General features: G+C 72.8%; 25 protein-coding genes. 6 read left to right on the top strand and 19 right to left on the bottom strand.

The features are described 5' to 3' along the window. Positions 1 to 3: 3 nt before the first annotated feature. Positions 4 to 1,161, top strand: a complete 1,158-nt coding sequence (locus ACYVC6_RS05185) for a sulfotransferase family protein (protein ID WP_460711660.1) — start codon at positions 4 to 6, stop codon at positions 1,159 to 1,161. Positions 1,162 to 1,180: 19 nt separating this feature from the next. On the opposite strand, the gene ACYVC6_RS05180 is transcribed toward ACYVC6_RS05185, so the two are convergent. Then, on the bottom strand, positions 1,181 to 1,657 hold the full coding sequence (locus ACYVC6_RS05180; protein WP_460711658.1) for an RrF2 family transcriptional regulator: 477 nt from the start codon (positions 1,655 to 1,657) through the stop codon (positions 1,181 to 1,183). Between the two features lie 87 nt (positions 1,658 to 1,744). Between ACYVC6_RS05180 and ACYVC6_RS05175 the strand changes: the two genes are divergently transcribed. Then, on the top strand, positions 1,745 to 2,500 hold the full coding sequence (locus ACYVC6_RS05175) for an SDR family oxidoreductase (protein ID WP_460711656.1): 756 nt from the start codon (positions 1,745 to 1,747) through the stop codon (positions 2,498 to 2,500). 9 nt (positions 2,501 to 2,509) lie between these two features. Here the strand turns inward: ACYVC6_RS05175 and ACYVC6_RS05170 are convergent, their stop codons facing one another. Next, on the bottom strand, positions 2,510 to 3,445 hold the full coding sequence (locus tag ACYVC6_RS05170; protein ID WP_460711654.1) for an AraC family transcriptional regulator: 936 nt from the start codon (positions 3,443 to 3,445) through the stop codon (positions 2,510 to 2,512). A gap of 80 nt (positions 3,446 to 3,525) precedes the next feature. On the opposite strand from ACYVC6_RS05170, the gene ACYVC6_RS05165 reads away from it, so the two are divergent. Next, positions 3,526 to 3,999: an anthrone oxygenase family protein gene (locus ACYVC6_RS05165; protein ID WP_460711652.1), complete on the top strand. Its 474-nt coding sequence runs from the start codon at positions 3,526 to 3,528 to the stop codon at positions 3,997 to 3,999. Positions 4,000 to 4,112: 113 nt separating this feature from the next. Here ACYVC6_RS05165 and ACYVC6_RS05160 read toward each other — a convergent pair whose 3' ends face one another. The 6 genes from ACYVC6_RS05160 to ACYVC6_RS05135 form a co-directional block, all read right to left on the bottom strand. Next, a complete protein-coding gene (locus tag ACYVC6_RS05160) occupies positions 4,113 to 5,531 on the bottom strand; it encodes a cytochrome P450 (protein ID WP_460711650.1) in 1,419 nt (472 codons plus the stop codon). 9 nt (positions 5,532 to 5,540) lie between these two features. Further along, positions 5,541 to 6,479 (bottom strand): alpha/beta hydrolase, encoded by a 939-nt coding sequence (locus tag ACYVC6_RS05155; RefSeq protein WP_460711648.1) that lies wholly within the window; start codon positions 6,477 to 6,479, stop codon positions 5,541 to 5,543. Further along, entirely contained in the window at positions 6,479 to 7,090 is a 612-nt protein-coding gene (locus ACYVC6_RS05150; RefSeq protein ID WP_460711646.1) for a TetR/AcrR family transcriptional regulator, read from the bottom strand. Before ACYVC6_RS05150 ends, ACYVC6_RS05155 begins: the two co-directional genes overlap by 1 nt. Further along, positions 7,087 to 8,427: a flavin-containing monooxygenase gene (locus tag ACYVC6_RS05145; RefSeq protein WP_460711644.1), complete on the bottom strand. Its 1,341-nt coding sequence runs from the start codon at positions 8,425 to 8,427 to the stop codon at positions 7,087 to 7,089. Before ACYVC6_RS05145 ends, ACYVC6_RS05150 begins: the two co-directional genes overlap by 4 nt. A 32-nt stretch (positions 8,428 to 8,459) precedes the next feature. Further along, the gene (locus tag ACYVC6_RS05140) at positions 8,460 to 9,122 is read right to left on the bottom strand and encodes a dihydrofolate reductase family protein (RefSeq protein ID WP_460711642.1); all 663 of its coding nucleotides are present in this window, start codon (positions 9,120 to 9,122) and stop codon (positions 8,460 to 8,462) included. A gap of 89 nt (positions 9,123 to 9,211) precedes the next feature. Then, positions 9,212 to 10,234, bottom strand: coding sequence for an alcohol dehydrogenase catalytic domain-containing protein (locus tag ACYVC6_RS05135; protein ID WP_460711640.1), 1,023 nt, complete (start codon positions 10,232 to 10,234; stop codon positions 9,212 to 9,214). Between the two features lie 55 nt (positions 10,235 to 10,289). Between ACYVC6_RS05135 and ACYVC6_RS05130 the strand changes: the two genes are divergently transcribed. From ACYVC6_RS05130 to ACYVC6_RS05120, 3 genes are read left to right on the top strand one after another with little or no spacing between them, the layout of a single operon-like run. Next, on the top strand, positions 10,290 to 12,209 hold the full coding sequence (locus tag ACYVC6_RS05130) for a flavin-containing monooxygenase (protein WP_460711638.1): 1,920 nt from the start codon (positions 10,290 to 10,292) through the stop codon (positions 12,207 to 12,209). Positions 12,210 to 12,214: 5 nt separating this feature from the next. Next, complete coding sequence (locus ACYVC6_RS05125) at positions 12,215 to 13,171, top strand: alpha/beta hydrolase (RefSeq protein WP_460711636.1); 957 nt, start codon at positions 12,215 to 12,217, stop codon at positions 13,169 to 13,171. 15 nt (positions 13,172 to 13,186) lie between these two features. Continuing rightward, positions 13,187 to 13,939, top strand: coding sequence for a class I SAM-dependent methyltransferase (locus ACYVC6_RS05120; protein WP_460711635.1), 753 nt, complete (start codon positions 13,187 to 13,189; stop codon positions 13,937 to 13,939). Here ACYVC6_RS05120 and idi read toward each other — a convergent pair. From idi to ACYVC6_RS05065, 11 genes are all read right to left on the bottom strand, one after another. Continuing rightward, complete coding sequence (idi, locus tag ACYVC6_RS05115) at positions 13,936 to 14,514, bottom strand: isopentenyl-diphosphate Delta-isomerase (RefSeq protein ID WP_460711633.1); 579 nt, start codon at positions 14,512 to 14,514, stop codon at positions 13,936 to 13,938. The two genes, ACYVC6_RS05120 and idi, sit on opposite strands and share 4 nt — an antisense overlap. Continuing rightward, positions 14,511 to 15,530 (bottom strand): NAD(P)/FAD-dependent oxidoreductase, encoded by a 1,020-nt coding sequence (locus ACYVC6_RS05110; protein WP_460711631.1) that lies wholly within the window; start codon positions 15,528 to 15,530, stop codon positions 14,511 to 14,513. Before ACYVC6_RS05110 ends, idi begins: the two co-directional genes overlap by 4 nt. Further along, the gene (locus tag ACYVC6_RS05105) at positions 15,530 to 16,048 is read right to left on the bottom strand and encodes an isoprenylcysteine carboxyl methyltransferase family protein (protein ID WP_460711629.1); all 519 of its coding nucleotides are present in this window, start codon (positions 16,046 to 16,048) and stop codon (positions 15,530 to 15,532) included. Before ACYVC6_RS05105 ends, ACYVC6_RS05110 begins: the two co-directional genes overlap by 1 nt. After that, positions 16,045 to 17,118 carry a type III polyketide synthase gene (locus tag ACYVC6_RS05100; protein ID WP_460711627.1) on the bottom strand — a complete coding sequence of 358 codons (1,074 nt, stop codon included), beginning with the start codon at positions 17,116 to 17,118 and terminating at the stop codon, positions 16,045 to 16,047. The genes ACYVC6_RS05105 and ACYVC6_RS05100 overlap by 4 nt, the downstream gene beginning before the upstream one ends. Before the next feature lies 1 nt (position 17,119). After that, positions 17,120 to 18,313: an NAD(P)/FAD-dependent oxidoreductase gene (locus ACYVC6_RS05095; RefSeq protein WP_460711625.1), complete on the bottom strand. Its 1,194-nt coding sequence runs from the start codon at positions 18,311 to 18,313 to the stop codon at positions 17,120 to 17,122. A 5-nt stretch (positions 18,314 to 18,318) separates the two neighbouring features. Then, on the bottom strand, positions 18,319 to 19,116 hold the full coding sequence (locus tag ACYVC6_RS05090) for a UbiA family prenyltransferase (RefSeq protein ID WP_460711623.1): 798 nt from the start codon (positions 19,114 to 19,116) through the stop codon (positions 18,319 to 18,321). Beyond that, positions 19,113 to 20,021 carry a sucrase ferredoxin gene (locus ACYVC6_RS05085; protein ID WP_460711621.1) on the bottom strand — a complete coding sequence of 303 codons (909 nt, stop codon included), beginning with the start codon at positions 20,019 to 20,021 and terminating at the stop codon, positions 19,113 to 19,115. Before ACYVC6_RS05085 ends, ACYVC6_RS05090 begins: the two co-directional genes overlap by 4 nt. A 10-nt stretch (positions 20,022 to 20,031) precedes the next feature. Continuing rightward, a complete protein-coding gene (locus ACYVC6_RS05080) occupies positions 20,032 to 21,033 on the bottom strand; it encodes a cupin domain-containing protein (RefSeq protein WP_460711620.1) in 1,002 nt (333 codons plus the stop codon). A gap of 182 nt (positions 21,034 to 21,215) precedes the next feature. Next, positions 21,216 to 21,446: a hypothetical protein gene (locus tag ACYVC6_RS05075; protein ID WP_460711619.1), complete on the bottom strand. Its 231-nt coding sequence runs from the start codon at positions 21,444 to 21,446 to the stop codon at positions 21,216 to 21,218. Between the two features lie 95 nt (positions 21,447 to 21,541). After that, positions 21,542 to 24,511 carry a helix-turn-helix transcriptional regulator gene (locus ACYVC6_RS05070; protein WP_460711617.1) on the bottom strand — a complete coding sequence of 990 codons (2,970 nt, stop codon included), beginning with the start codon at positions 24,509 to 24,511 and terminating at the stop codon, positions 21,542 to 21,544. A gap of 98 nt (positions 24,512 to 24,609) precedes the next feature. Beyond that, positions 24,610 to 24,753, bottom strand: a complete 144-nt coding sequence (locus ACYVC6_RS05065) for a hypothetical protein (protein WP_460711614.1) — start codon at positions 24,751 to 24,753, stop codon at positions 24,610 to 24,612. Between the last annotated feature and the right edge of the window lie 102 nt (positions 24,754 to 24,855).

Genomic DNA, 24,855 nt, shown 5'->3' with positions numbered 1-24,855 from the left:
CCCATGAGCGACAACATCATGGCGCGCGAGCGTCCGGACGTCGGGTCCTACGAGGACATCGCGGCCGCGGCGGTGCGCACTACCGGCATGTCGGACTTCGGGGGGACCGCGCACGAGGAGGGCCTGCGGGTCCTGGTCGAGGACCTGGCCTCCCCCGATGCGGGCCTGACCCCGCGCGGCAACTACTTCCAGCGCTCGGAGGTCAAGAGCGCGCTGGTCGGTGTGCTGCTCACGCAGGCCCAGTTCGCCGCGCACCCCGAGCACCGCGACGTGGCGATCGAGCGCCCGGTGTTCCTGATGGGCCTGCCCCGCACCGGCACGACCGCGCTGCATCGCTACCTGCACGCCGACCCCGCCACCCAGGGTCTGGAGATGTGGCTGACGCAGTATCCGCAGCCGCGGCCGCCGCGCGAGACCTGGGAGCAGGACCCGATCTTCAACGCCATGCAGCAGGCGTTCACGGCCCACCACGTGGAGAGCCCGGACTACATGGGCATCCACTACATGGACGCCACCACCGTCGAGGAGTGCTGGCGGCTGCTGCGCCAGACCGGCAAGTCCAACTCCTACGAGTCGCTGGCCAACGTCCCGCGCTACAGCCAGTGGCTGCAGGGCCAGGACTGGACCGACGCCTACGCGCGGCACAAGCAGAACCTCCAGCTGGTCGGACTCAATGACACCGACAAGCGCTGGATCCTGAAGAACCCGTCGCACATGACGGCACTGGACGCGCTGATGGCCGTCTATCCGGACGCCTTGGTCGTCTACACCCACCGCGAACCGGTCACCTGCATCGCCTCCTCGTGCTCACTGTCGGCCGAGACGACGGTCGGCCACTCCGAGACCTTCGTCGGGGGCGTCATCGGGCACACCCAGCTCGACCTGTGGTCGCGGTCGTTCCACGCGTTCTGGGACGCGCGCCCGAAGTACGACCAGGCACAGTTCGCCGACGTCGCCTTCAAGGACCTGCGCGACGACCCGATCGGCGTCACCCGCGGGATCTACGAGCAGTTCGGGCTCGACTGGACCCCCGAGGTCCAGGCGGCGATCGAGGAGGTCGACCGCGAGGCGAAGTCCGGCCACGCGGCGCCGAAGCACTCCTACTCGCTGGAGGACTACGGGCTGACCGAGCGGCAGGTGCTGGCGGCGTTCGACCGCTGACCGGGTGCGCTGACCAGTCCTAGGTCGCGGCCAGCCAGCCACGCAGCCGGACGAACGTCTTGGCGCCGGTGTCGCGCTCGACGCCGGCCGCGAGGTCGGCGACGCTGACGCCGGCCAGCGAGGCGCGCCAGGCGTCCTCGGCGGCGTACATCGCCCGGGCGATCCCGCACGGCTTGCGGCACTGCTCCTTGCTGGCGGGGAGCGGCCCGTTCTGCCGGATCTCCGTGCAGCGGAACGCCGACTCGGGCCCCTCGATGGCCAGGACCACGTCGAGGACGCTGATCTCCTCTGCCGGCCGGGTCAGGACGTAGCCGCCCACCCGGCCCTCGGTCGAGCTCACCAGCCCGGCCCGCGAGAGCTGCTGGAGGTGCTTAGCGAGGTAGGTGCGGGAGACACCGTGGAAGTCGGCGAGCCTGGTCGCCGGCACGGGTCCCTCCGCCTGGCTGAGGACCACACAGCAGTGGATGGCCCACTCCACGCCCGCGGACAGCTTCATGTCCTGAGCATACCCGGATGACATTTGTCCGCGTTCATGCTTCACTATTCGCGGATAGGATCTATCCGCGAATCGAAGGAGAGTGTCATGCGCATCGCCATCGCCGGCGCTACCGGCCTGATCGGGTCCCAGCTCACCGCCCTCGCCCGCAAGGAGGGCCACGAGGTCGTCGAGATCGCCCGCGAGACCGGCTACGACCTGCTCGCACCCCGGGCCGGGCAGCTCGAGGCCGCGCTGGCCGGGGCCGACGCCGCGGTCGACGTGACTTCGACAGGCGGCGTCCTCGACGACCAGCAGACCCTCGACTTCTTCACCGGCGTCGCGCGCAACCTCGGCAGGGCCGCGAGCTCGGCCGGGGTCCCGCGCACGGTGACCCTCTCGATCGTCGGCATCCACAAGAGCCCCGACTACGGCTACTACGTCGCCAAGCTGGCGCAGGAGCGTGCCGCCCGCGAGGCGCACGACGGAGCCCTGGTGCTGCGGGCGACCCAGTTCCACGACTTCGCGCGGCAGATGTTCGAGTGGAACCGCGACGGCGACATCACCCGCGTCATGGACGTCCCGACCCAGCCCGTCGACACCCCCGAGATCGTCCGAGTCCTCCTGGACCAGGCCACGGGGGCGATGGGTCACGACGCCGAGCTGGCCGGTCCGCAGCCGGAGCGGCTGGTCGACCTGGTCGGGCGCTACGCCGCATACGTCGGCTCGGACGTGCGGGTCGTCCCATCCGACGGCCCGGCGAGCGTCATGGCCGGCGCGATGCTGCCCGAGGGCGACGGCGTCCTGCTGCGCGGCATCGACTGGGCCGCCTGGCTGGGTCGGCAGCCCGGACAGGCGTCGTAGCGACTGCCCTCAGGCGGTCCGCCGCCGGTGCTCGCGCGGGCTGATGCCGCGTTCTCGCTTGAAGGCGGCGCTGAGGGCGAACGGCGTCGCGTAGCCCACCCGGCGAGCCACCGACGCGAGCGTGGTGTCGGGCTCGAGCAGCAGGTCGGCCGCCAGCGAGAGCCGCCAGTCAGTGAGGAACGCCATCGGCGGCTCACCGACCAGCTCGGTGAAGCGGCGCGCGAACGCCGCCCGCGAGACGCCGGCGGTGCTCGCGAGCTTCGCGACCGTCCAGGCGTGGTCGGGGTGGTGCTGCATCAGCCGCAGGGCCGGACCGATGACGGCGTCCCCCTGGGCGGCGTACCACGCGGGTGGGTCGGAGTCCGGACGGTCGAACCACGAGCGCAGCAACGTGATCAGCAGCAGGTCGAGCAGGCGGTCGAGCACCACGTCCTGCCCAGGGTCGTCCCGGACCACCTCGGTCCCCAGCAGCTCGACGAGCGGGGTGTCCAGCTCCCCCGCCCGGAACACGATCGTGCGCGGCAGGCTGTGGAGGAGCCGCCGGCTGACCTCGCCCTCGAGCAGGTAGACCCCGGTCAGCAGCACCGTCTCCCCCACCGCGCTGTTGCCCCAGCTGCGCACGCCCTGGTGCATCTCCTCCGCGACGCTCCGGCCGTCGAGGGTCGTGCAGACCTGTCCCGGGCCGATCACCACACTCGGTTGTGTGTCGGGGCCATCGGCGATGGTCCAGTGGTCGGCCCCGGTCCACACGACCACGTCGCCCGCGTCGAGACACAGTGCCTCCTCGTCGTCGGGGCGCACCCAGAGCTGGCCGCGGACGACGGCGGTCACCGACAGCGGCGCCTCGTCTGCGAGCCGGATCGCCCAGGGCGCGTCGAGAAGGCAGCGCAGGAGGAAGGCACCCCGGGCGCGGGGACCATCGAGCAGCCCGGCGAGTCCGTCCACGCACCGATCCTAGACGCTTACGCATGTTTCTGTCCTGATCAGCCATGGATCGTCCAGCCGATCGACGATTCAGTGTCCACATGACCACCGCTGCTGACCTCCCCCTCCTGACCGCTGCGACCCTCACCGGGCTGCAGGCCGGCACCTACTACACCTGGGCCTCCGGAGTGATGCCCGGCCTCGCCCGCACCGACGACCGGACCTTCGTGCACGCGATGCAGGAGATGAACACCGCGATCGTGAACCCGGTGTTCCTGGCCAGCTTCCTCGGTGCGCCCGCACTCGCGGGCCTGGCGGTGGCCGTGAGCTCCGTGTCCGCCCGGCCCTGGGTGATCGCCGGAGCGGCGCTGGCCCTCGGCACCGTCGCCATCACGGCGTTCGGCAACATCCCCCTCAACAACGCACTGGACGCCGCCGGGCCGGTCTCGCAGATCACCGACCTCGCGGCCGTGCGGGCCGATTTCGAGGGGCTGTGGGTCAAGCTCAACGTCGCCCGCACCCTGACCGCGACCGGCGCCCTCGCCTGCCTTGTCATGGGGGCGCTGCGGTCGTAGGCCTGGGGGCGCCCTGGGGGCGTCGAGACACACGAAGTGGCTGCTCCCGGGCCCCAGTGACAGCCATTTGGTGTGTCTCGACGCGCTCAGCCCTCGCCCGCGCGGCGAGCCGATTAGCGGGGCAGGACCTTGATCCGCGCGCCCAGGTCCGGGACCGAGGTGATGTTGCGGACCCGTGGGCTGTCGTCGTGCTCGGTGACGACCGACCACGCCCGGAAGACCTCGCGCAGCACGGCGGCGCCCTCCATCAGCGAGAAGCCGGCGCCGATGCAGCGGCGTACGCCGCCGCCGAAGGGGATCCAGGTGTTGGTCGGCGGGTTCTGGCCGAGGAAGCGGGTCGGGTCGAACTCGTCGGCCCGCTCGTAGTTCGCGTCACCGTGGGCGACCACGATCGACGGCCCGACGGTGGTGCCCGCGGGGATGTCGATGCCGGCGATCGTGGCGGGCTTCTGCAGGGTGCGCAGCACGATGGGGATGACCGGGTGCAGCCGCATCGACTCCTTCATCACGGCGTCGAGCCACGCGTCGCCGTCGATGTCGCTGCCAGAGCCGCCGGCGTCCGCGGCTTCCTGGGTCCGGCGCATGAGCACGGGGTTGCGGCCCAGCTCGTAGAGCGCCCAGGACAGCGCGGTCGCCGTGGTCTCGTGCCCGGCCAGCAGCAGGGTCACGAGCTGGTCGCGGAGCTCCATGTCGCTGAGCCGGTCCGACGGATCCACCGAGTCAGCGCCCTCGCGGATCAGCCGGGACAGCACGTCGGTGCGCGAGTCCAGGTCGGTCGCCACCCGGCGTTCCCGGATCTCGGTGTAGATCAGGCGGTCGAGCTCCTCCTGGTTGGCCAAGACCCGCTGGTAGGCCGGCAGCCGCTGCAGGGACCGGTAGGTGCCGATGAGGAAGACACCGGGGTTGACGTCCACCGTGGCGTTGACGCACGGACGCAGTGCCGCCAGCCGCTGCTCGTCGGTGACACCGAAGACGACGCGGAGGATCACCTCGAGGGTCAGGGTGTTCATCCGCTGCAGCGACTCGAAGGTGCGATTCTCAGGCCAGTGGGCGACCTCGTCGCGGGCGAGGTCGGTGATGAGGTCCTGGTAGGAGCGCAGCGCCTGCCCGTTGAACGCGGGCATGAGCAGCTTGCGGGCTCGCTTGTGCTCGGCACCGTCCTGGAGGAGCAGCGAGTGCTCGCCCATCACCGGGCCGAGGACGGAGTTGCCCTTGCCGGCATGGAAGATCTCGGGGTCGCCGGCGAAGATCTCCTTGATGTCCTCGGGCCGCGTGAAGAGCACGAAGGGCCGGCCGCCCGGCAGCATGCGGATGGTGAACGCCGAGCCGTAGGTCTTGTGCAGCCACGGGTGGAACCAGTGGCGGAAGCGGAACAGCGCGATCGTCTGGACCAGGGCCGGCCACGGCGGTCCGGGCGGGAGACCTGTGGTGTCGACCGGCGGCAGCTTCGAGACACCGTCCAGACTCATCCGGTCGAAGCGCTGTGCGGTCAGCGCCCTGGTGTCGGTCGGCTCCTGCTCGAGAATGGCCACGCTTCGACGCTACTGACCGGTGGTGGTCCCGGCATCCGTCCCTGGTCGGAGATGACGCTCGAGGAACCGCACCTGGTGGGCGAGCGCCGGCTCGAACCAGTCGGCGCCCGGCCAGACGTCGAAGTGGTCGCACGGGTAGTGCCGCACCTCGGCGCGACCGTTGAAGGCCGCCTTCGCCGAGGCCTGCGGAGGGGCGCTGCGGTCGAAGTCGGCGATCTGCACGAGCAGCGGGCAGCGCAGGTGCTTGGCCGCCTTGGCCGGGCGGTGTCCGCCCAGCTCCATGCCGACCGAGGCGTCGATCTCGTTGCGCCACGTCGGCCCGGCGATCGCGAGGTAGGACTCGTAGTGGCCGGGCAGGGACAGCGCGGCCACCTCGCCGGGGCGCCCGACGACCGGCATCATCACCGGACCGCGGCCCGCGGCCGACGCCAACCGGCTGCGGAAGCCGGCCACCGTCGACCTGGCGATGCTCGACGGGGCGTGGTGCTTGAGCGCCAGCCGGGCCGCCGCCATGCCGTCGACCAGCGGGGTCAGGGAGACGACCGCGGCCACGTCGTCGCGGTGTGCGCCGGCCGCCAGCACGTGACCGCCGGCCAGCGACACCCCCCACAGCACCAGGCGACGACGGTCCACGCCGGGGAGCGTCCCGGCGGCGGCCATCGCGGCCCGGTAGTCCTCGAGCTGCCCGGCGAGGCTCACCCGCTGGCGGGGCTCGCCATGGCTGGCACCGAAGCCGCGGTAGTCGAAGGCGAGCACGTCCAGCCCGGCCTTGGCCAGCCCCTCGGCGAACGGCGCGAGCCCGGAGTCCTTGGTGCCGCCGAGGCCGTGGGCCATCACCACGACCGGCCGGCCGCGTCCGGCGTCCAGGGTGTCGCCGGCGCCGGTGAAGTGCCAGCCGTGCAGGTCGACCCCGCCGGAGTCGAACACGACCTCGTCGTAGGCGGCCATCACTCCAGCCTCCCGTAGATCGTGTGCACCCAGACGGCGACGACTGCGTCGACGAGCTCGTCGCGGCCCAGGGGGCCGCCGAGGGCGAGCCGCTCCAGCATCCGGTCGTTGAGCTCGAGCAGGACCGAGGCCAGGTGGGTGGCGTCGATGCCGGCCGGCGCCGCACCCGCCGCGCGCTCGGCCTCGATGACCTCGGCGACGACGGGCACGAACGACTCGCGGTCGTTGTCCCACAGCTCGCGAACCGTGCTGCTGGTCGCGCGGGCGTCGTACATCGCGCGGTAGAGATGCTCGTGCCGCTCCCACGCGGCGAACAGCGCGCGGACCATCGCCCCCACCCGCTCGACGGGCGTGCCGTCGCCGTGGAGGAGGGCGGCGGCGTCGCGGGATTCGTCGTACATCTCCTCCATCAGCGCCGCGACCGCGCTCGCCTTGTTGTCGAAGTAGAAGTAGAACGCCGAGCGGGTGACGCCGGCCCGCCGGGAGATGTCGGCGATGTTGATCGAGTCGAGGCTCCCCTGCGCCGGGTCCTGATGGCGCAGGTGGTGGTCGAGCGCCTCCAGGAGGGCGGTGCGCCGCCGGTCTCCGCGGGCGAGCTGTGCCTCGCTCATGGGGCCGCCGCCCGCGCGAGACCCGCAGGGATCTCCTTGGCCCGCAGGTCGTGCTCGTAGATGAAGTAGTCCAGCTGTTGCGTGTGCCGCGGACGGTCGAGGACGTGGCCCATGTATTTCTCGTTGTCGGCGTCGATGGCGGCCTCCATCTCGGCCGGGGTCGGTAGCCGGTAACGGCCGACGGCGTACGCCGCGAGCAGCCGGGCCTGCGCCTCGACGAACGGGAACAGGGTGGGGACCGCCTGGGCGAAGCCCATGAACACCAGGTCGTCGACGCCCGGCTTGAACATCCGCTTGAACAGCCGGATCTGGTTGTCCGGCGCACTGAGGAAGGTCTCGTCGAAGAAGGGGAACGTGATGTTGTAGCCGGTCGCGTAGACGATCACGTCGAAGTCGCTGCTGGTGCCGTCCTCGAAGTGGACGGTCTCGCCGTCGAGCCGGGTGACGTTGGGCTTCGGCACGACGTCGCCCGACCCGAGTCGCAGCGGCAGCTCGACGGACTGGGTCGGGTGGGCCTCGAAGAACTTGTGGTTGGGCTTGGGCAGCCCGTAGAGCTCCGGGTTGGAGCCGGTCATGAACTGCATCTTCTGGACGACCTTGCGCTGCCAGGCCAGCGGGATGTGTGGCGAGGTGGCGAAGTACTTGTCGGCGGGCAGCCCGTACATGTACTTCGGCACGATCCAGGCGCTCGACCGGGTCGAGAGCGTCACGTCGTTCTGCAGGGCCTTGCTGGACAGCTCGACGGCGATGTCCGCGGCGCTGTTGCCGATGCCGACGATCAGGATCCGCTTGCCGAACAGGTCGAGCGGGGTGCGCGGGTCGATGTAGTGATGGGAGTGGATCGAGTCGCCCCTGAACTCGCCGGGGAACTCGGCCATCCGCGGGTCCCAGTGGTGGCCGTTGGCGACCACGAGGAGGTTGAAGTGCCTCGTGGCGCCGGCTTGGTCCGTGATCTCCCAGCCGCCGGCGGGGTCGGGCTCCGCGTGGGCGACGCCGTTCTCGAACTCGATCGGGTCGAGCAGGTCGAACGCCTCGGCGTAGGCGTCGAGGTAGGCCTTGATCTGGGTGTGGTGCGGAAAGTCGGGGTAGTCCTCCGGCATCGGGAAGTCCTTGAAGGACAGCCGGTGCTTGGAGGTGTCGATGTGCAGCGAGCGATAGGCGCTGCTGTGGCCGTTGGGGTTGCCGAAGGCCCAGTTGCCGCCGATCCGGTCGGAGGACTCGAAGCAGGTGTAGGGCACCCCGTAGTCGCCGAGCATCTTGCCGGCGGTCAGCCCGCTGATCCCGGCCCCGATGACTGCGGTCGACGGCCGCTGCGGCGCACTCGACTGGGGTGGCATGCGGGGGACGCTAGACACTAACTTGACACGCGTCAACTGGGCTGGCGATCGGGACGATGGTGCCGCCGCCGGTGAGGCTCAGGGCTTGCTGACCCGGTAGACGACGTGGGTCGCGAACGGCGACGACAGGACCTCGACCACCTCGGCGTCCAGTCCGGCCAGGTCGCGGAAGGGGGACTCCCCGCTGCCGAGCGCACGAGGGCTGTGCGACACCAGGAGCTCGTCGACCACCCCGGCCTCCAGGCCCTGGCGGACGGCACTGGCCCCCCTGCGATGGTGACGGTCTCGCCGCCGGCCGCGTCGACCGCCCGGGACAGCGCCTCGTCGAAGCCGGCGACGAAGTGGAACGTCGTGCCACCCTCCATCTCGATGGGGGCGTGCGGATGGTGGGTGAGCACGAACACCGGCGCGTGGTAGGGCGGATCGTCGCCCCACCACCCGCGCCAGGTCTCGCCGCCGACTGCGTCCTCCCACGGGCCGCGCACCGGACCGAACATGTTGCGGCCCATGATGTAGGCCCCCCGGGGCGCGAGGATGCGCTCCTTGACCGTGACGTCCGCCGGGTGCGAGGCCTCGTCGAACATCCAGCGGTGCAGGTCCTCACCGCCGACGCCGAGGGGTTCGTCCAGGGTCTGGTCCGGCCCGGCCATGTAGCCGTCGAGCGAGATGGTGAAGTGCGCGGTGACGAGAGGCATGCAGGACGGACCACCTTCCCGCCGAAGACTCATCGGCGAGCGCTCTCCTGGACGCTGGTTGAGGTGCGAGCACCTCAACCGCCGCCGCCCTAGAGGACGAATCGCACCTTCACGCAGTCCGCGCTCCGCTCGGCGACCCGGGCGTACGCCGCCGCCGCGTCGTCGAGGTCGTGCACGTGGGTGAAGATGCCCGAGGTGTCGAGGCGGCCGTGCTGCACCAGCGGCACGAGGTCGCGCCAGGTGCGGTGCACGGGCGCGGTCGTCATCCGCAGGGTGATGCTGCGGAACACGCCCATCAGCACCGGCAGCGGCCACGGCTCCAGGTCGTGCACGCCGATGACCGAGACCGTGCCGCCGGACCGGACCGCGGCGAACGCGTCGGCCAGCGACCCGTCGGTCGCCACGGCGTCGATGACGGCGTCCGCGCCCAGGCCGCCGGTGGCCTCCAGCGCGGCCTCGACGGTCGGGCCGTCGAGCGCGACCGCTCCCGAGGCCACCGCCCGCTCGCGGCGCCCGGCGACCGGGTCGACCGCCAGCACCCGGCCGGCACCCTGGAGCAGCGCCGCGCGCACGGCGCAGAGACCGACCGCCCCCAGCCCCAGCACCACGACCGTCCCGCCGGGCGGGATGTCGGCGCGGGCCGCGCCCGCCCAGCCGGTGCCGAGGTTGTCGGTGAGCAGCAGGGCGGCCTCGTCATCGACGCCTTCGGGCACGGCGAGCAGCTGGAAGTCGGCGGCGGGCACGGCCAGCAGGTCGGCCTGGCCGCCCCCGAGCTCCCCTGAGCCGAAGACCTTGGGCCCCAGGACGCAGGTGACCGGGTCGCCCGTGGCACACCCGGCGCAGCGGCCACAGCCGGCGACCGAGGCGACGAGCACCCGGTCCCCCACTGAGTGACGACGTAGGTCGGGGCCCGCCTCGACGACCGTGCCGACGACCTCGTGCCCGACCGCGACCGGGAAGAACGGCAGGTCGCCGTCGTAGAAGTGCAGGTCGGACCCGCAGATCGCGGCGCTGGCCACCTCGACGACCGCGCCGTCCGGGCCGGGCAGCTCCGGGTCGGGGACCTCGTGCACCGCCACCTGACCGGGTCCCTCGACCACCACTGCGCGCATGACAGCGCAACCTAGGCCTGTAGACACTTCGGCACAACTGTGTACTCTCCCGACCGTGCGCAACCCCCACGCGGGACGGCCGATAGACCCCGATGTCACCGATGCCGAGATCGCGGCCGCGCTGGAGGACACCTCCGTGCCGACGCTGCTGATGGCGTGCGTCCACCTCTGCGAGGACGAGGCCCAGCGGCGGGCGATCCTCGACGGGTCGATCCGGCCGGCCGGCCTTTTCCTCAACGAGTACCAGGGCTACATGTCGCCGGAGGACCAGGCGGCGGGCCGGGCGCTGGCGCTCGACGTGATCCGCGGCTGGCGGCGACGCGGCTGCCCCGAGCCGGAGCCGCTGCCGCAGTCCACGCTGCACGAGATGATGACGTGGCTCGCCTGCGACGTCGTCGGCGACGAATACGTCCCGATGATGCTCGAGGAGCTCGCCCTCGACGGCCGCGACAGCCGCGAGCCGGACCCGGTCGCCGGCGCGGCGGCGTACCCGGTCGTGGTCATCGGCTGTGGCATGTCCGGGCTGCTCGCGGCGATCCGGCTGCAGCAGGCCGGCTTCCCGTTCGTGGTGCTCGAGAAGAACGACGGGCCCGGCGGCACCTGGTGGGAGAACTCCTACCCGGGCGCGCGCGTCGACGTCGGCAGCCACTTCTACTCCTACAGCTTCGAGCCCGGCGACCACTGGACCGAGTTCTTCTCCCGGCAGCCCGAGCTCCGGGCCTACTTCGAGCGGGTGGCCGACGAGCGCGGCATCCGCGAGCACGTGCGGTTCGGCACCGAGGCCACGGCGGCGGCGTACGACGAGACGACCCGCACCTGGACGGTCACCCTGGACGACGGCGACACCCTCACCGCCAGGGCGGTCGTCTGCGCGGTCGGCCAGCTCAACCGGCCGTTCGTGCCCGACGTGCCCGGCGAGTTCGACGGCCCGGCGTTCCACACCGCCCGGTGGCGCCACGACGTCGACCTCGAGGGCAAGGACGTCGTCATGGTGGGCGCCGGCGCCACGGGCTTCCAGGTCGCGCCGGCGATCGCCGACCGGGTCCGGTCGCTGACCGTGCTCCAGCGCACCGCGCAGTGGATGTTCCCCAACCCCGGCTACCACGACGCGGTCGGTCCTGGTGTGGGCTGGGCGATCAGGCACCTCCCCTTCTATGGCCGGTGGTTCCGGTTCCTCACCCTGTGGCCCGGGTGCGACGCCGGGCTCGCGGCCGCCAAGGTCGACCCCTCGTGGGCACCGCAGCAGCAGTCGGTCAGCGAGGTCAACGAGATGGTCCGGGTGATGTTCACCGACTGGATCACCAGCCAGGTCGACGGGGACCCCGAGCTGGTGGCCAAGGTCGTGCCGCCCTACCCGCCGACCGCCAAGCGCACCCTGCAGGACAACGGGTCGTGGCTGCGCACGCTGACCCGCGACAACGTGGAGCTGGTGCGTGCCGGCGTCTCTCGGCTCGAGCCGGACGCGGTGATCGACAGCGACGGCGAACGCCACCCGGCCGACGTGCTGGTCTGGGCGACCGGCTTTCGCGCCAATGAGTTCCTGGTGCCGATGACGGTGCGGGGGCGCGACGGCGTTGACCTGCGCGAGCACTGGGGCGCCCGGCCGCGAGCCCACCTCGGCGTGACCGTGCCCGGGTTCCCCAACTTCTTCATGCTCTACGGGCCGGCGACCAACCTGGCCAGCGGCGGCAGCATCATCCTGGCCTCGGAGTGCGAAGTCGCCTACGTCATGGGCTGCCTGCGGATGCTCGTCGAGGCCGGCGGCGACACGATCGAGCCGACCCCGGCGGCGTACGACGACTACTACTCGCGGACCCAGGCCGAGGTGAAGACCATGGTCTGGTCGTCGCCCTACATCGGGCACGGCTACTACCAGGACGACGCCGGTGAGGTCCACGGGCTGAACCCCTGGCGGCTCGTCGACTACTGGGCCTGGACCCGGGACCCCGACCCGGCCGACTTCGAGGTCAGCTGACCTCCGTGGACGCCTCGCTCTTCCCCAGCCTCGACCCGGACCTCGTCGGCATGGTCCGGCTGCTGCCCGACCTGGGCACGAGCCTCGACGACCTCGACGGCGCCCGGGCCGTGCTCGCCGCGATGGCGCCACCGGCCTCCTCGGTGGACACCACCGGGCTGGAGGTGCGCGACCTGCGCCTCGACGAGCTCGGCAGCCCCGCGTCGGTGCGGGTCTACCGGCCGGCGGACGCCGAGGGTCCGCTCCCCGGGCTGCTGTTCCTGCACGGCGGAGGCTTCGTGCTCGGCAGCGTCGACCTCGAGCACCAGGTGTGCGTCGATCTGGCCCGCGACCTCGGGGTCGTGGTGGCGAGCGTGGACTACCGGCTCGCCCCCGAGCACCCCTACCCGGCCGGCCTCGAGGACTGCTACGCCGCGCTCCGGCTGCTGGCCGGGCTGCCCGGCGTGGACCCGGCCCGGGTCGCGGTGCACGGCCAGAGCGCCGGAGGCTGCCTGTCCGCGGCGCTCGCCCTGCTGACGCGCGACCGCGGCGGCCCGGCGCTGTGCTTCCAGTCGCTCGACGTCCCGGTGATCGACGACCGGCTCGAGACTGCGTCGATGCGCTCCGCCGGGCCGTGGCTGATGTGGAGCCCGAGCCAGGCGGCCGCGTCGTGGCGGCTCTACCTGGCCGGCCGGCCCGCGGACCAGTACGCCGCGCCCGGCCGCGCCGAGGACCTCTCCGGCCTGCCGCCGGCGTACGTCGTGACCTGCGAGCTCGACCCGCTGCGCGACGAGGGGATCGACTACGCCACCCGGCTGATGGCCGCCGGCGTCCCCGTCGAGCTGCACTGCTGGCCCGGCGTGTTCCACGGCGTACAAGTCGTGCCGGACGCGGCGATCGTGAAGCGGATGAACGCGGAGCGGCTCGCGGTCCTGGGGAAGGCACTGGGCGTCGCCGGTCCCGCGTCGTCGCAACTGTGCTGAGAGAGACTCCCCCTCATGAGCACCTCGTTCTACTCGCACGCGAGGCTGTACGACCTGATGTTCCCGGGCGGTGGGCCCGCGGTCGACTTCTACCGCGCCGAGGCCGATCGGCAAGGCGGCCGAGTGCTGGAGCTCGGGTGCGGCACCGGGCACAAGCTGATCCCGATCGCGTCCGACGGGCGTCCGTGCGTGGGACTGGACCTCTCGTCGGACATGCTGGCTGAGGCACGCCGCAAGGCGAGCGAGCGCGGGGTAGCGGTGGACTGGGTGCAGGGCGACATGCGGGCCTTCGATCTGGGTCGCACGTTCGACTTCGTGTTCATCACCGCCAACTCCCTTCTCCATCTGCACGAGGCGGCAGATCTGGTGAGCTGCTTCCGGTCGGTCCGCAGGCACCTGGCACCCGAGGCACGGTTCGTCTTCGACGTGTTCAACCCGAGCGTGCGTCTCCTTGCCGAGGCCGATGGCGTGCGGCGCACGCGGGAGTCGTTGTCGTTCACGGATCCTGACCGTGGCCTCGTGAGCGTTGAGGTCGCTGAGACCTATGATCCGCGGTCGCAAGTGACACGCGGGACGTGGCACCTCTCGACTGACTACGAGACCGACTTCGTCGTCGCGCCGCTCGAGATCCGGAGCATCTTCCCGCAGGAGCTGCCGTTGCTCGTCTCGCTCGGCGGCCTTCGGCTCGTCGAGCGCTTCGGCGACTGGTCCCGCGGACCATTCACCGGGGCTGCGCCGCTCCAGCTCTGCATCTGTGAGTCTGCCTAGCGCGCCGCGGCAGGGAGCGCAGCGCGGTCCGCAGCCGTGGCCGTGCGCGGGTCCTCGGGCAGCGCCGTCACCTGCTCGCGGCACCAGACGCTGACGTCGCGGCTGCCGTCGAGGACGCCGGCCCGGAACGACGGCCAGTCGACCCACTCGTGGTCGTCGACCTCCTCGGGGTCGAGCCGCACGGCGTCGCTGGTGGTCGCCACGAAGACCGGGCACATCTCGTTCTCGGTGACGCCGTTGTCCATCACCGCTCTGTAGCGGAACGCCGGCAGCACCAGCCGGAGGTCGTCGAGGGTCACCCCGATCTCCTGCTCGACCCGGCGGCGTACGGCGTCCTCGATGGCCTCCCCGGGCGCGGGGTGGCCGCAGCACGAGTTGGTCCAGACGCCCCCAAATGTCGGCTTGCTGCGGGCCCGCTGGGTGAGCAGGAAGCGCCCGGCCTCGTCGAAGACGTAGCAGGAGAACGCCAGGTGCAGCGGGGTGTCCGCGTGGTGCACCTCGGTCTTGGGCGCGGTGCCGATCGCGCTGCCGTCCTCGCCGAGCAGGACGACCTCCTCGACCGAGCGGCCCGTCACACCGGCCTCGCGAGCTGGTCGACGGCCGCGTCGAAGGCCCAGGGGAGCCGAGCAGCCGCGGGCACGATTCTGCGGCGCACCGCCTCCACCCGGCTCGAGGCCAGCAGGGCATGGGTGAGCAGCTCGTGCCGCCGACCGAGGCGCCGGTAGGCCGCCTCGTAGTCGTCAGGGCTGCCGGCGACGACCGCGGCCACCGCGGCGCGCGCCTGAGCGAGGCCGAGCGCGATGCCCTCGCCGGTGATCGCGTCGACGTAACCGGCCGCGTCCCCCACCAACAGGGTCCGGCCGACGACCCGTCGAGATGCGCGCTGCCGCAAGGGGCCGGCCCCGCGAACCTTGGACCACTCGACGCCGGCGAACCGGTCCGCCAGCTCCGGGTGCTCGGCAAGCAGCACGGGGAACGTCGCGGACCGGTCGGTGAGCATCGCCAGGCCCACCAGGCCGGGGCCGACCGGTGTCACGTACGCCTCGGAGCCCGCGGCCCAGTGCACCTCGACGTACGGCGTCCACGGCGCGACCTCGGCGTGGGCGCGCAGCCCGTGCCGCCGGTGCCGCAGCTGCGGCCGCTCGGCACCAATCATCCGGCGCACCCGGGAGTGCAGCCCGTCGGCCGCCACGAGGTAGGCGGCCGCGTCGCCGTCGACGAGCACGTGGTCGTGCCGGTTGTCGACCCGCTCGACCGAACGGGCCTCGATCTTCACCCCCGCCGCGACGGCGGCGTCCCGGAGCGCGGAGTGCAGGACCGTACGCCGCACGCCCCGGCCGTCACCCCGGCGGAACGCCGTCTCGACGCGGTGCCGCCCGTCGACGTAGGCGATGCCCGCGATCCGGTGTCCGGGCGGGTCGACCCCCAGGTCGGCGAGGTCCGCGACGGCGCCCGGCATCAGGCCCTCGCCGCAGGCCTTGTCGACCGGCCCCGGCCGCGGCTCGCGGACCACGACTTCGAGCCCCTGCCGGGCGGCGTAGAGCGCGGTGGCCAGGCCGATCGGTCCCCCGCCAGCCACGCACAGGTCCATCACGGCAGCGTGGCCAGTGCGGCGTCCTCCGCCCGGATGCGCACCGTGAGAAGGCCGGCGTTGAGGACCGTGAAGACGACCGCGGTGATCCAGCAGGCGTGCATGGCAGGCAGCGCGATCCCTTCGAGGACCACGGCGACGTAGTTGGGGTGCCGGAGGAACCGGTAGGGCCCGGCGGTGACCGGCGCGAGCCCCGGCACCACGATCACCCGGGTGTTCCAGCGCCGGCCCAGGGTGGCGATGCACCACCAGCGCAGCGCCTGGGTGAGCAGGACGACGACAAGCATCGACCAGGCCAGGACGCCAGGCACGTCCGGGCGCCGCGTCCAGGCCTCGACGAGCACGCCGACCAGCAGGCCGGTGTGCAGCACGACCATGAACGGGTAGTGGCCGAGGCCGGTCTCGACGCCGCCCTGCTGCTTGCTCCATGCCGCGTTGCGGGTGGAGACCACGAGCTCGGCGACGCGTTCGAGCGCGACCAGCGCGACGACGACGGTGAACGCGACCAGGCCGGTCATGCGTCCTCAGCCCCAGGTGCGCGGAGGAGGACGAGCTCGGAGCAGAAGCCCGGACCCATGGCCATCAGGATCCCGTGGCTGCCGGGGGCCGGCGGCCGGTCCCGCAGCGTGTCCTCGAGGACGTGGAGCACCGACGCGGAGGAGAGGTTGCCGATCGTGGCAAGCGAGTCCCAGGTGACCTCGACGGCCTCGCGGGGCAGGTCGAGGGCCGCCTGGAGCGCCTCGATGACCTTCGGCCCGCCGGGGTGGCAGACCCACCAGCCGATGTCGTCGCGGGTGAGGCCGTGCGCCTCGAGGAAGCCGTCGACGTCCTCGCGGACGTAGCGCCCGATCACCTCGGGCACGGCCGCGTCGAGCACGATCCGCAGCCCGGTGCTGCCGACGTCGAAGCCCATGGTGCGCTCGGTGTCGGGGTAGAGGCGGCTGCGCGAGTCGAGCACGTGGGCGCCGGGTGTCGCCCCGGCGTACGACGCGCCCACGGCCACCACCGCGGAGGCACCGTCGCCGAAGAGACCGCTGGCCACCAGGTTGGGCACGGAGACGTCGTCCCGCTGGACGGTCAGCGAGCAGAGCTCGACGGCGACGAGCGCTGCGACCTGGTCGCGGTGCCCGGCGAGGTAGTCGGCGAGCCGGGCGATCCCGGCCGCGCCCGCCACGCAGCCCAGCCCGACCAGGGGCATCCGCTTGACGTCCGGGCGCAGCCCGACCACCGCGGCGATCCGCGCCTCTAGCGATGGGACGGCCAGGCCGGTGACGGTGGCGGAGACGACCAGGTCGATGTCGGTGGGGGTGAGGTCGGCGGCCTTGAGCGCGTCCTGGAGTGCCCGGGCGCCGAGCTCGACGGCGTGCTCGATGAAGAGGTCGTTGGCCTGGGTGAACGACTCGATCCGGCCGTAGTCGGCCAGCGGCAACACGGTGTGGCGGAACTCGACCCCGGCGTTGGCATGGAACCGACGCATCAGCCGCTCGTCGAGGCTGCGCTCGGCGATGAACCCGGCGAACGCGTCGGTGATCTCCGCCTGCGGGTGGCGGTGCGGCGGCAGCGCCCCGCGGACGCTCAGGATCTGCATGTCAGGTCCCTTTCACCAACCGGGCCACAGGACTGCGTTGAACCGTACGCCGGGCCACGCCGCCGACCAGGTGGGCCACCAGGTGCCGGGAGATGCGGCCGTCGCCGAGCCCGAGCTCGACCAGCTCGTCGAAGACCCGGCCGTCGCGCTGCGCCGCCCGGATGCCGCCCTCGACGACGGTCGCGCTCTCCGAGAGCCGGGCCGCGGTCCAGGTGTGCTTGAGGTGCCGGCCCAGGAGGGCCCGCACCGCCCGCCGGTGGAGGGCGCCGGCACCGGCCGGTGACGCGGCCCGGAACGCCTGGGCGGTGGCCCGCCCGGCGGTGATCCCGGTGGCCACGGCGTAGTAGATGCCCTCGCCCGTCATCGGGTTGATGAGCCCCGCCGCGTCGCCGGCCAGCAGCACGGGGCCGTCGGGCTGCTCCCAGGTCCACCCGGACAGCGGCAGGTGGTGCGCCTTCCAGTGGTCGCCGGCCTCGACGGCCCCGGGCAGCAGCCGGTCGAGCTGGTCGAGGAGCAGCGCCCGGGTCGGCGAGTCGGTGCGGTCACCGGGCAGCAGCTCGCCGTAGCCGACGTTGGACAGCCCGTCGCCGCGGTCGAAGGCCCAGGCGTAGGACGGCTGGCGGCGGTCGCCGTAGCGGATCACCTGGCTGCCGCGGCGCTCCGGCGGGGTCGGTGCGTAGCCGCGGATCGCCAGCGCCCGGCGTCCGTCGGGCAGTCCGAGGTGGGCGCGCAGGACGCTGTGGGCACCGTCGGCGCCGACGACGACCGGGGCTCGGTAGCGCCCGTCGAGCACGATCCCGTCCTCGGTCGTCCGCACGTCGACCACCCGGTGCCGGACCAGGGTGGCGCCCTTCGCCACTGCCCGCTCGACGAGCCGGGCGTCGAACACCTCGCGCGGGATGACGTAGACCGGGCGGGCCATCGGCCGGGCCACCGACGACGTGCCGCGGGCCAGCTCGAGCCGGGTCAGCGGCGTCCAGCCGTCCTCGATGCCGGTCACGCCGATCTTGCTGAGCCGGTCGAGGACGTGGGGGGCGATGCCGTCGCCGCAGGACTTGTCCCGCGGGAAGTCGGCCCGGTCGAGCAGGAGCACCCGCAGCCGGGGGCCGGCGTGGATCGCGCTGAGCGCGGTCGCGGTGCCTGCCGGTCCCGCCCCGACGACGATGAGGTCCCAGTCGCTGAGGCTCGCGCTCATCCCGCTCATCCCGCGACCACCAGCATCGCGACGTCGACCAGCGCCATCGCGATCGCGGCCCGGAACGGGGTGCGGCCGTCGGTGACGAGCGCGACCACCGCCAGCGCCACCACCGCCACCAGGGCCGCCGTGGCGAGGACGGGGTCGACGGTCGCACCGAGCACGACCACCACTGTCGCACCCACCAGAACCGTCGCGGCGAGCACCGACGAGCGGCGGGCGCCGAGCCGGTGCGGCAGACCGCGGACGCCGGTCGCGGCGTCCGCGGAGAGGTCGGGCAGCACGTTGACGAAGTGGGCGCCCACCCCGAGCAGCGCGCCGGCCACGACCATCCACCACGGCGGGAGGTCGGAGGGGCTGTCGACCAGGGCGACGAACGCCGGCAACGCGCCGAACGCGACGGCGTACGGCGCCCACGACCACGTCGTCGACTTGAGCCCGAGGTTGTAGGCCCAGCCCGAGGCGACCGTCAGCAGGTGCACCGGCCCGGCGACCAGCCCGCAGAGCAGCGACAGCGGGACGGTGGCGAGCACGGCCAGCGCGCAGGCGGCGCGGACCAGGCGCTCGTCCAGGTCGCCGGTCGCCAGGGGCTTGTCGGTGCGCCCGACCGCCCGGTCCCGGTCGGCGTCCACGAGGTCGTTGGACCAGCCGATCGACAGCTGGCCGGTCAGGACCGCGGCCACGACCAGCGCCAGGTCGGCCGGCCCGAGGCCAACCGCGACACCGAGCAGCCCGGCGAGGAGCGTGACCGCGAAGGCGGGGCCGGGGTGGGCGGCGCCGAGCAGCGCGACGGCGCGCCTCAACCGGCGTCCCTGTCGTCCAGGGGTCGAAGGTCGAGCAGCTCGTGCGTCACGAACGCATTGTGGCGGGTGGCCGAGCAGGTCAGTCGATGCTGCTCGGTGGACGAGGTGGAACGCACCTGCACGGCGTAGGACCGGCCGGCCGCGTCGAGGACGGCGGTGACCACGCCACCCTCGGTCGTGCGCGAGACCAGACGCACCCCGCCCAGCGTCGTCTCCTCGAGGTGGCGCCGCAGGGCGAGCTCGGCGTACTGCAGCGTCATGTTCAGGCCGGAGCGGCCCCGGAGGTGGTCGAGCGACACGCGCCCCGCCAGGTGGGCGGCGGCCACCCCGGTCACCGACTCTGCGTCGAGGCGCCCGTAGTAGAGCCCGTGCGGCAGGACGAGTGCGTTGGCCGCGAACCGGTCACCGCCGATGTGCGAGACCTCCCAGGTCTGCTCCGGGTGGCGGGCCGCGAGCGCCGCCGCCACCGGGCGGCCCCGCTCGGCGCAGCAGGTGTCGTGGCGGCCGTGGGTGCAGACCGCGAAGACCGGGTCCAGGTGCGGCGTGAGCCCCGGCGACCGGCCGGCTCCGAGCGCCTCGACGTCCAGGTCGTGCACCTCGTGGATGTCACCGAGCACCGCGGTCTCCAGCCACGGCTCCGCGTGGTGGGCGAACGCCGCGAAGACCCGCAGCCCGCGTGAGGGCGCCCGGCGTCCGGGCCGCCGGATCAGGAGCACCCGCACCCGGGCCGCGGCCGCCCGGGCGGTCAGCTCGTCGCCCAGGCCGTCGGGGAGCCGCGCGTCGCGCAGGGCGTTCTCGCCCCAGGGGCCGGGGTTCTCGAGCAGCAGGAAGGCGCGGACCGTCGAGGCGGTGCCGGCCATCGGCTCGCCGCGGAGCAGGCTCGCCGCCGAGCAGCGGAAGCTCACCTCGGCGTCCTCAGGTTTCGAGGTCGGGTTCCAGGACCTCGAGCAGCCCTTCGCGCACCAGCCTCCGACACAGGACCAGCCTGCTCTGCTCGTCCAGCGGCAGGTCCGCGGGGGTCAGCTCGGCCCGCGACCGGACCTCGGCCAGGGCCGGCCGGAGCCACGCCGGCACGGTGAGCGACCGGTCGCCCAGCAGCACCTCGACCTGCTCGCCATGGTCCAGCAGGACGCAGGGGTGGCCGGGCCGGCGCCGCAGCCGGGTCGAGTCGGTGAGCGTCCCGAGGCCGATCAGGTCGGTCAGCCCGCCCGGCAGGCGCGGCGGACGCTGGGTGAGGAAGCGACGCACCTCGGCCTCGATCGCGGCCGCCGGGTCGACGCCGCGCAGCTCGTCGGCCACGTCGTGCAGGTGCCGGCCGAGCTGGTGGGCGAGCGCCTGGGGATCCTCGAGGTAGCCCGCGGGCAGGTGCTCGTCGGGCACCTTCGCGGCCAGCGCGCTGATCGCCCGGGACACCAGGCCGCGCCAGGTCAGCTGGTTGACGCCGATGGTGATGTGCAGGGAGACCGCGTCCTGGGTGCGCGCCGCGTGGGGGGTGCCGGTGGGCATGTACATCACGTGCCCGGGCTCGAGGAGGACCGACTCCTCCACCCCGTCGCTCTGCTCATCTCCAGGCTCATCTCCAGGCTCATCTCCAGGTGTGTGCACCTCCCACTGCTTGGCGCCCGCGGTCTGCAGCACGAACACGTCGTGGGTGTCCTGGTGGACGTCGAACCCCTGCGCCCCCACCGGGGTCAGGTAGGCGTTGGCCTGACAGGGGTGGCCGAGGTCGAGCTCGAGCTCGGCGACCAGCCGGGTCAGCGGCGGCCAGTAGCGGTGCAGGCCCTGGAGGACGACGGTCGCGCCCTCCTCGAACAGGGCGAGCGCCTTGCGGGCGTCGACCAGGCCGGTCAGCGAGCGGCCGGCCAGCGTCGCGGGGCGGGTGTAGGCCGACTCGGGCAGCACCGTGCCGTCGCGCACCAGGCGCACCGACGGCGTACGGATCGCCGTCGACGTCAGCAGGTGGTCGACGTCGTCGAGGGAGAGGTAGGCCGCGAGCTGGGCCGGGTCGGCGCGGTGGTGGTGGACCCGCGACGCCCAGACCTTCTCGACGAAGGTCTGGGCGTCACCGGTCAGGAGGTCGAGCGCGGCACTGGAACCGCTCAGGACGCGTCGCCGTCCGTGGTGTCGCTGGCGTCGCCGTCGGTGCCGTCGCCGTCGGTGCCGTCGGCGTCGGTGCCGTCCGCGTCGCCGCCGTCGCTCGCGTCGCCGTCGGTGCTGTCCGTGGCGTCACCGTCGGTGCCGTCGGCGTCTCCGCCGCCGAGGCCGGCGTCACCAGCCGGGGTCGTGGTCATGTCGTCGTCGCCGAGCGGCTCTTCAGGCGTGGTGGTCATGATGCCTCCCTGTTGCAGGATGGGTCGCGAATGGGTTTCGCCTCGCGGGTACCCATGGCGATCATGGCGCACACACCCTCACCTCGGCGCCGGGGCTAGTCCAGCAGCCCCCGCCGGCGGGCGATGGCGGCGGCCTCGGTGCGGCCGGCGGCGCCGAGCTTGCCGAGGATGTTGGAGACGTGCACCGAGACGGTCTTGGTGCTGATGAACAGCTGTTTGCCGATCTCGCCGTTGGACCTGCCCTCGGCCACGAGCGCGAGGATCTCGGCCTCGCGCGCGGTCAGCGAGTCCGACGGCCCGTCGGCGCGGGTGGGCGCCGAGCCGATCGCCCGCAGCTCCTCCAGCAACGGCGCCGCGCCCAGCCGGTGGGCGGCCTCGCGGGCCAGGTCGCCGACCTCGCGGGCGCCGGCCGGGTCACCGGTGGCGCGCAGGATGCCGGCCAGGGTCACCCGGACGGCGGCGAGCTCGTGGACGTGGCCGAAGTCGACGAAGAGCTGCTCGGTGTCGCGCCAGGTGTCGACCAGCACGTCCTGGGGCGGCGCGTCGGTGCCGGCCAGCCAGCGCGCCCGCAGCGTCTCCGCGTCGAGCCGCTTCATCCAGGCCCGGCCCTCGGGTCCCCAGTGACCGGACGGGTCGGCGTACTTCTGCAGGACCACGTGGCCCTCCTCGAAGAGCCGCTCGACCTCCTCGAGGTACGTCGCCCGCTCGACCGCGCTGAGCCTCGGCATCCGGTCCGCGATGGCACCCGCGGTGGTGGCGGCGAGCCGGATGCGGGCGCTGAACCACTCGTGCCAGATCCTGCCCAGGACCCCGACCACGTCGCGGTAGACGGCGACCACCGCGTGCGGGTCGTCGGCGCGCCCGGCCTCAGTGAGCTCGGCGGACGCCGAGTGGATGGCCACGCCGCCCTCCTGCTCCCAGAACCTGCGCAGGCGGCGGGCCCGGTCGGCGACCGGCTCGCCCCGAGCGACGAGCACCAGGATCCGCACGCTCTCCAGCAGGGCGGCCGCGATCGGTGGCGCGTGCTCGCCGGTGACGTCGGTGAGGTCGAGGACCTCGTCCCACTCACCGCTGACGAACTTGACCCAGGACAGCTGCCAGCGCCCCTCGAAGCCGTAGGGCGCCCAGGGGATGCCGGCGTCGACCGCGGTCTGCATGGCGCTGCGGAACCAGCGCTCGGCGTCCGCGAGCTCGGCCCAGTCCTGGTAGGAGCGCCCCATGAAGAACCGGGCCCGCAGCTCCGCGTGCACAGCACCGGTCGCGACCGCTCGCTCGACCGCGTCGGCGAGCGCGCTGCGCAGCCCCTCCTTGGGGCCGGCCTTCTTGAGGCCCGAGAGCGTGGTGATGACGTCGGAGGCGAGCTCGTGGAGGTCGAGCCGCTCGGCGACCGACAGGGCGTCCAGGCCGACCGACTGGGCCTCGTCGTAGCGTCCGTAGCCGGACAGGATCCGGGCATGGATCGCCAGAACCTTGGCCCGCAGTCCGCCGGCGTCGGCGGGGAGCAGGTCCACGGCCTGCTGGGAGACGGTGAGCGGGTCCTCGTCGGGCTCGGTCACGAACAGCGCGTCGGCGCGGGCGGCGAGCAGCCGAACCCGGCACGTGGCTGGTGCGTCCGCGGGGAGGTGGGCGAGCTGCTCGGCCAGGAGCTTGGCGGCCCGCTGGGGCTGTCCGGCGTTGGTGACCGCCGCGGCGGCGGCGACCGCCAGCTTGGAGACGTCGCCGGTGAAGCGCTCGCGCCGGGCGGGGTCGGCGAGCAGCTCGAGTGCCTGCTGGTAGTGCTGGGCGGCCTCGTCAGGGCCGCCCACGGCCGCGGCCTCGTCGCCGGCGCGGATCGCGGCGGCCAGGGCGGCGTCCAGGTCGTTGGCCAGGCGGGCGTGGCGGGCCAGCTCGGCCGCGGTGCCCGACGCGCGGCCGTCGGCCAGCGCGGCGGCGTACTCGGCGTGCAGCCGCACCCGCTCTCCTGGGAGCAGGTCGTCGTAGACCGCCTCACCGAGCAGGGCGTGCCGGAACGAGTAGTGGCCCTCGCCGGCAACCAGGACGTTCATCTCGACCGCCTTGCGCAGGGCCTCCTCGAGGTGACGGGCGTCGAGGCCGGACGTGGCGGCGAGCAGCTCGTGAGTGACCTTGCGGCCGGCGACGCTGGCGACCCGGACTGCCTGCCGGGCGTGGTCGTCGAGGCGGTCGAGGCGGACGAGGAGGAGGTCCGCGAGGTCCACGGGGAGATCCGACATCCCGGTGGCGCCGACGAGCTCCTCGACGAAGAACGCGTTGCCCTCGGCGCGGCCCACGATGGTGTCGAGCTCTCGGTCGGTGAGGCCGGCCGGTGCCAGCAGCTCGACCAGGGTGCGGACGTCGTCGTCGGCCAGCGGGCTGAGCTGGAGGCGCTCCACGCCGCGCAGACGCGTCCACTCCGCGACCTGGCGACGCAGGGGGTGGCGACGGTGCAGGTCGTCGGAACGGTAGGACGCCACGACCGCGACCGGGCCCTCGAAGGGCCGGGAGAACAGGAAGCTGAGCAGGTCGCGGGTCGACTGGTCGGCCCAGTGACAGTCCTCGACCACCACCAGGAGCGGCGCGGTCTCGGCCGCCGTCTCGAGCAGGGCGTGCACGGCGGTGAACAGGTCGGCCCGGTCGACCTGGCCGTCGGACTCACCGGGCTCGGCTCGCCCTGAGTCCTGCGGGTCGGCGCTCATGACCCGGCGGCCAGGGCGGAGCCGGCTGAGCGCGGGGTGCTCGTAGGTCACCTTGGCGACGAGCTCGGGCAGCTCGGCCTCGAGGCGGCCCAGCACCTCGGAGAACGGGAGGTAGGGCAGCGCGCTGTCACCGAAGTCGAGACAGTGGCCGGCGACGACCCGCCACTCGGCGGCGACCGCGAGGTCGCGCAGCTCCATCAGCAGGCGGGTCTTGCCGACCCCCGCGTCCCCGGAGAGGACGACGTGCTGGGAGTCGGCGCGTGACGGCTCCGGGAGGTCCGCCAACGACCGGACGCCGAGCAACGAAGCGATCTCCGTCAGCTCGGCGTCTCGGCCGACCAGGGTCCGGTTGGTCTGTGCCACGCCGGCCATGATCCCCCCTAAGTGTTCAGGGGAGCCTGTTGTCTGGTCCGCTGTCATTTCTGCTGCGACTTCGTCAGCGACAGCCAGGGCCGCCGTCACCGGAGGCCTCAGCGGGCGTCGGTGACGGTGTCCGCCGGGCGGCGGACCGCCGGACGGCGGATCAGCTTGCGGCGCCGGGCGGCGCGCACGCTCTCCTTGGCCCGGTTGCTGCGGTACTCGATCTCCGCTGCGAAGTACTCGGGGCTGTACATGATGTGGTCTCCCTCTGGACGGTCCCACCGGGTCTCGGTGGTGAGACGAGAGTCGTCGTCTGAGGTAGGCCCGCACATCGGGAAGGTGCCTTAGTTTCGTCT

Source organism: Nocardioides dilutus, from assembly GCF_054779555.1.
This window is presented reverse-complemented; position numbering and strand designations above follow the sequence as displayed.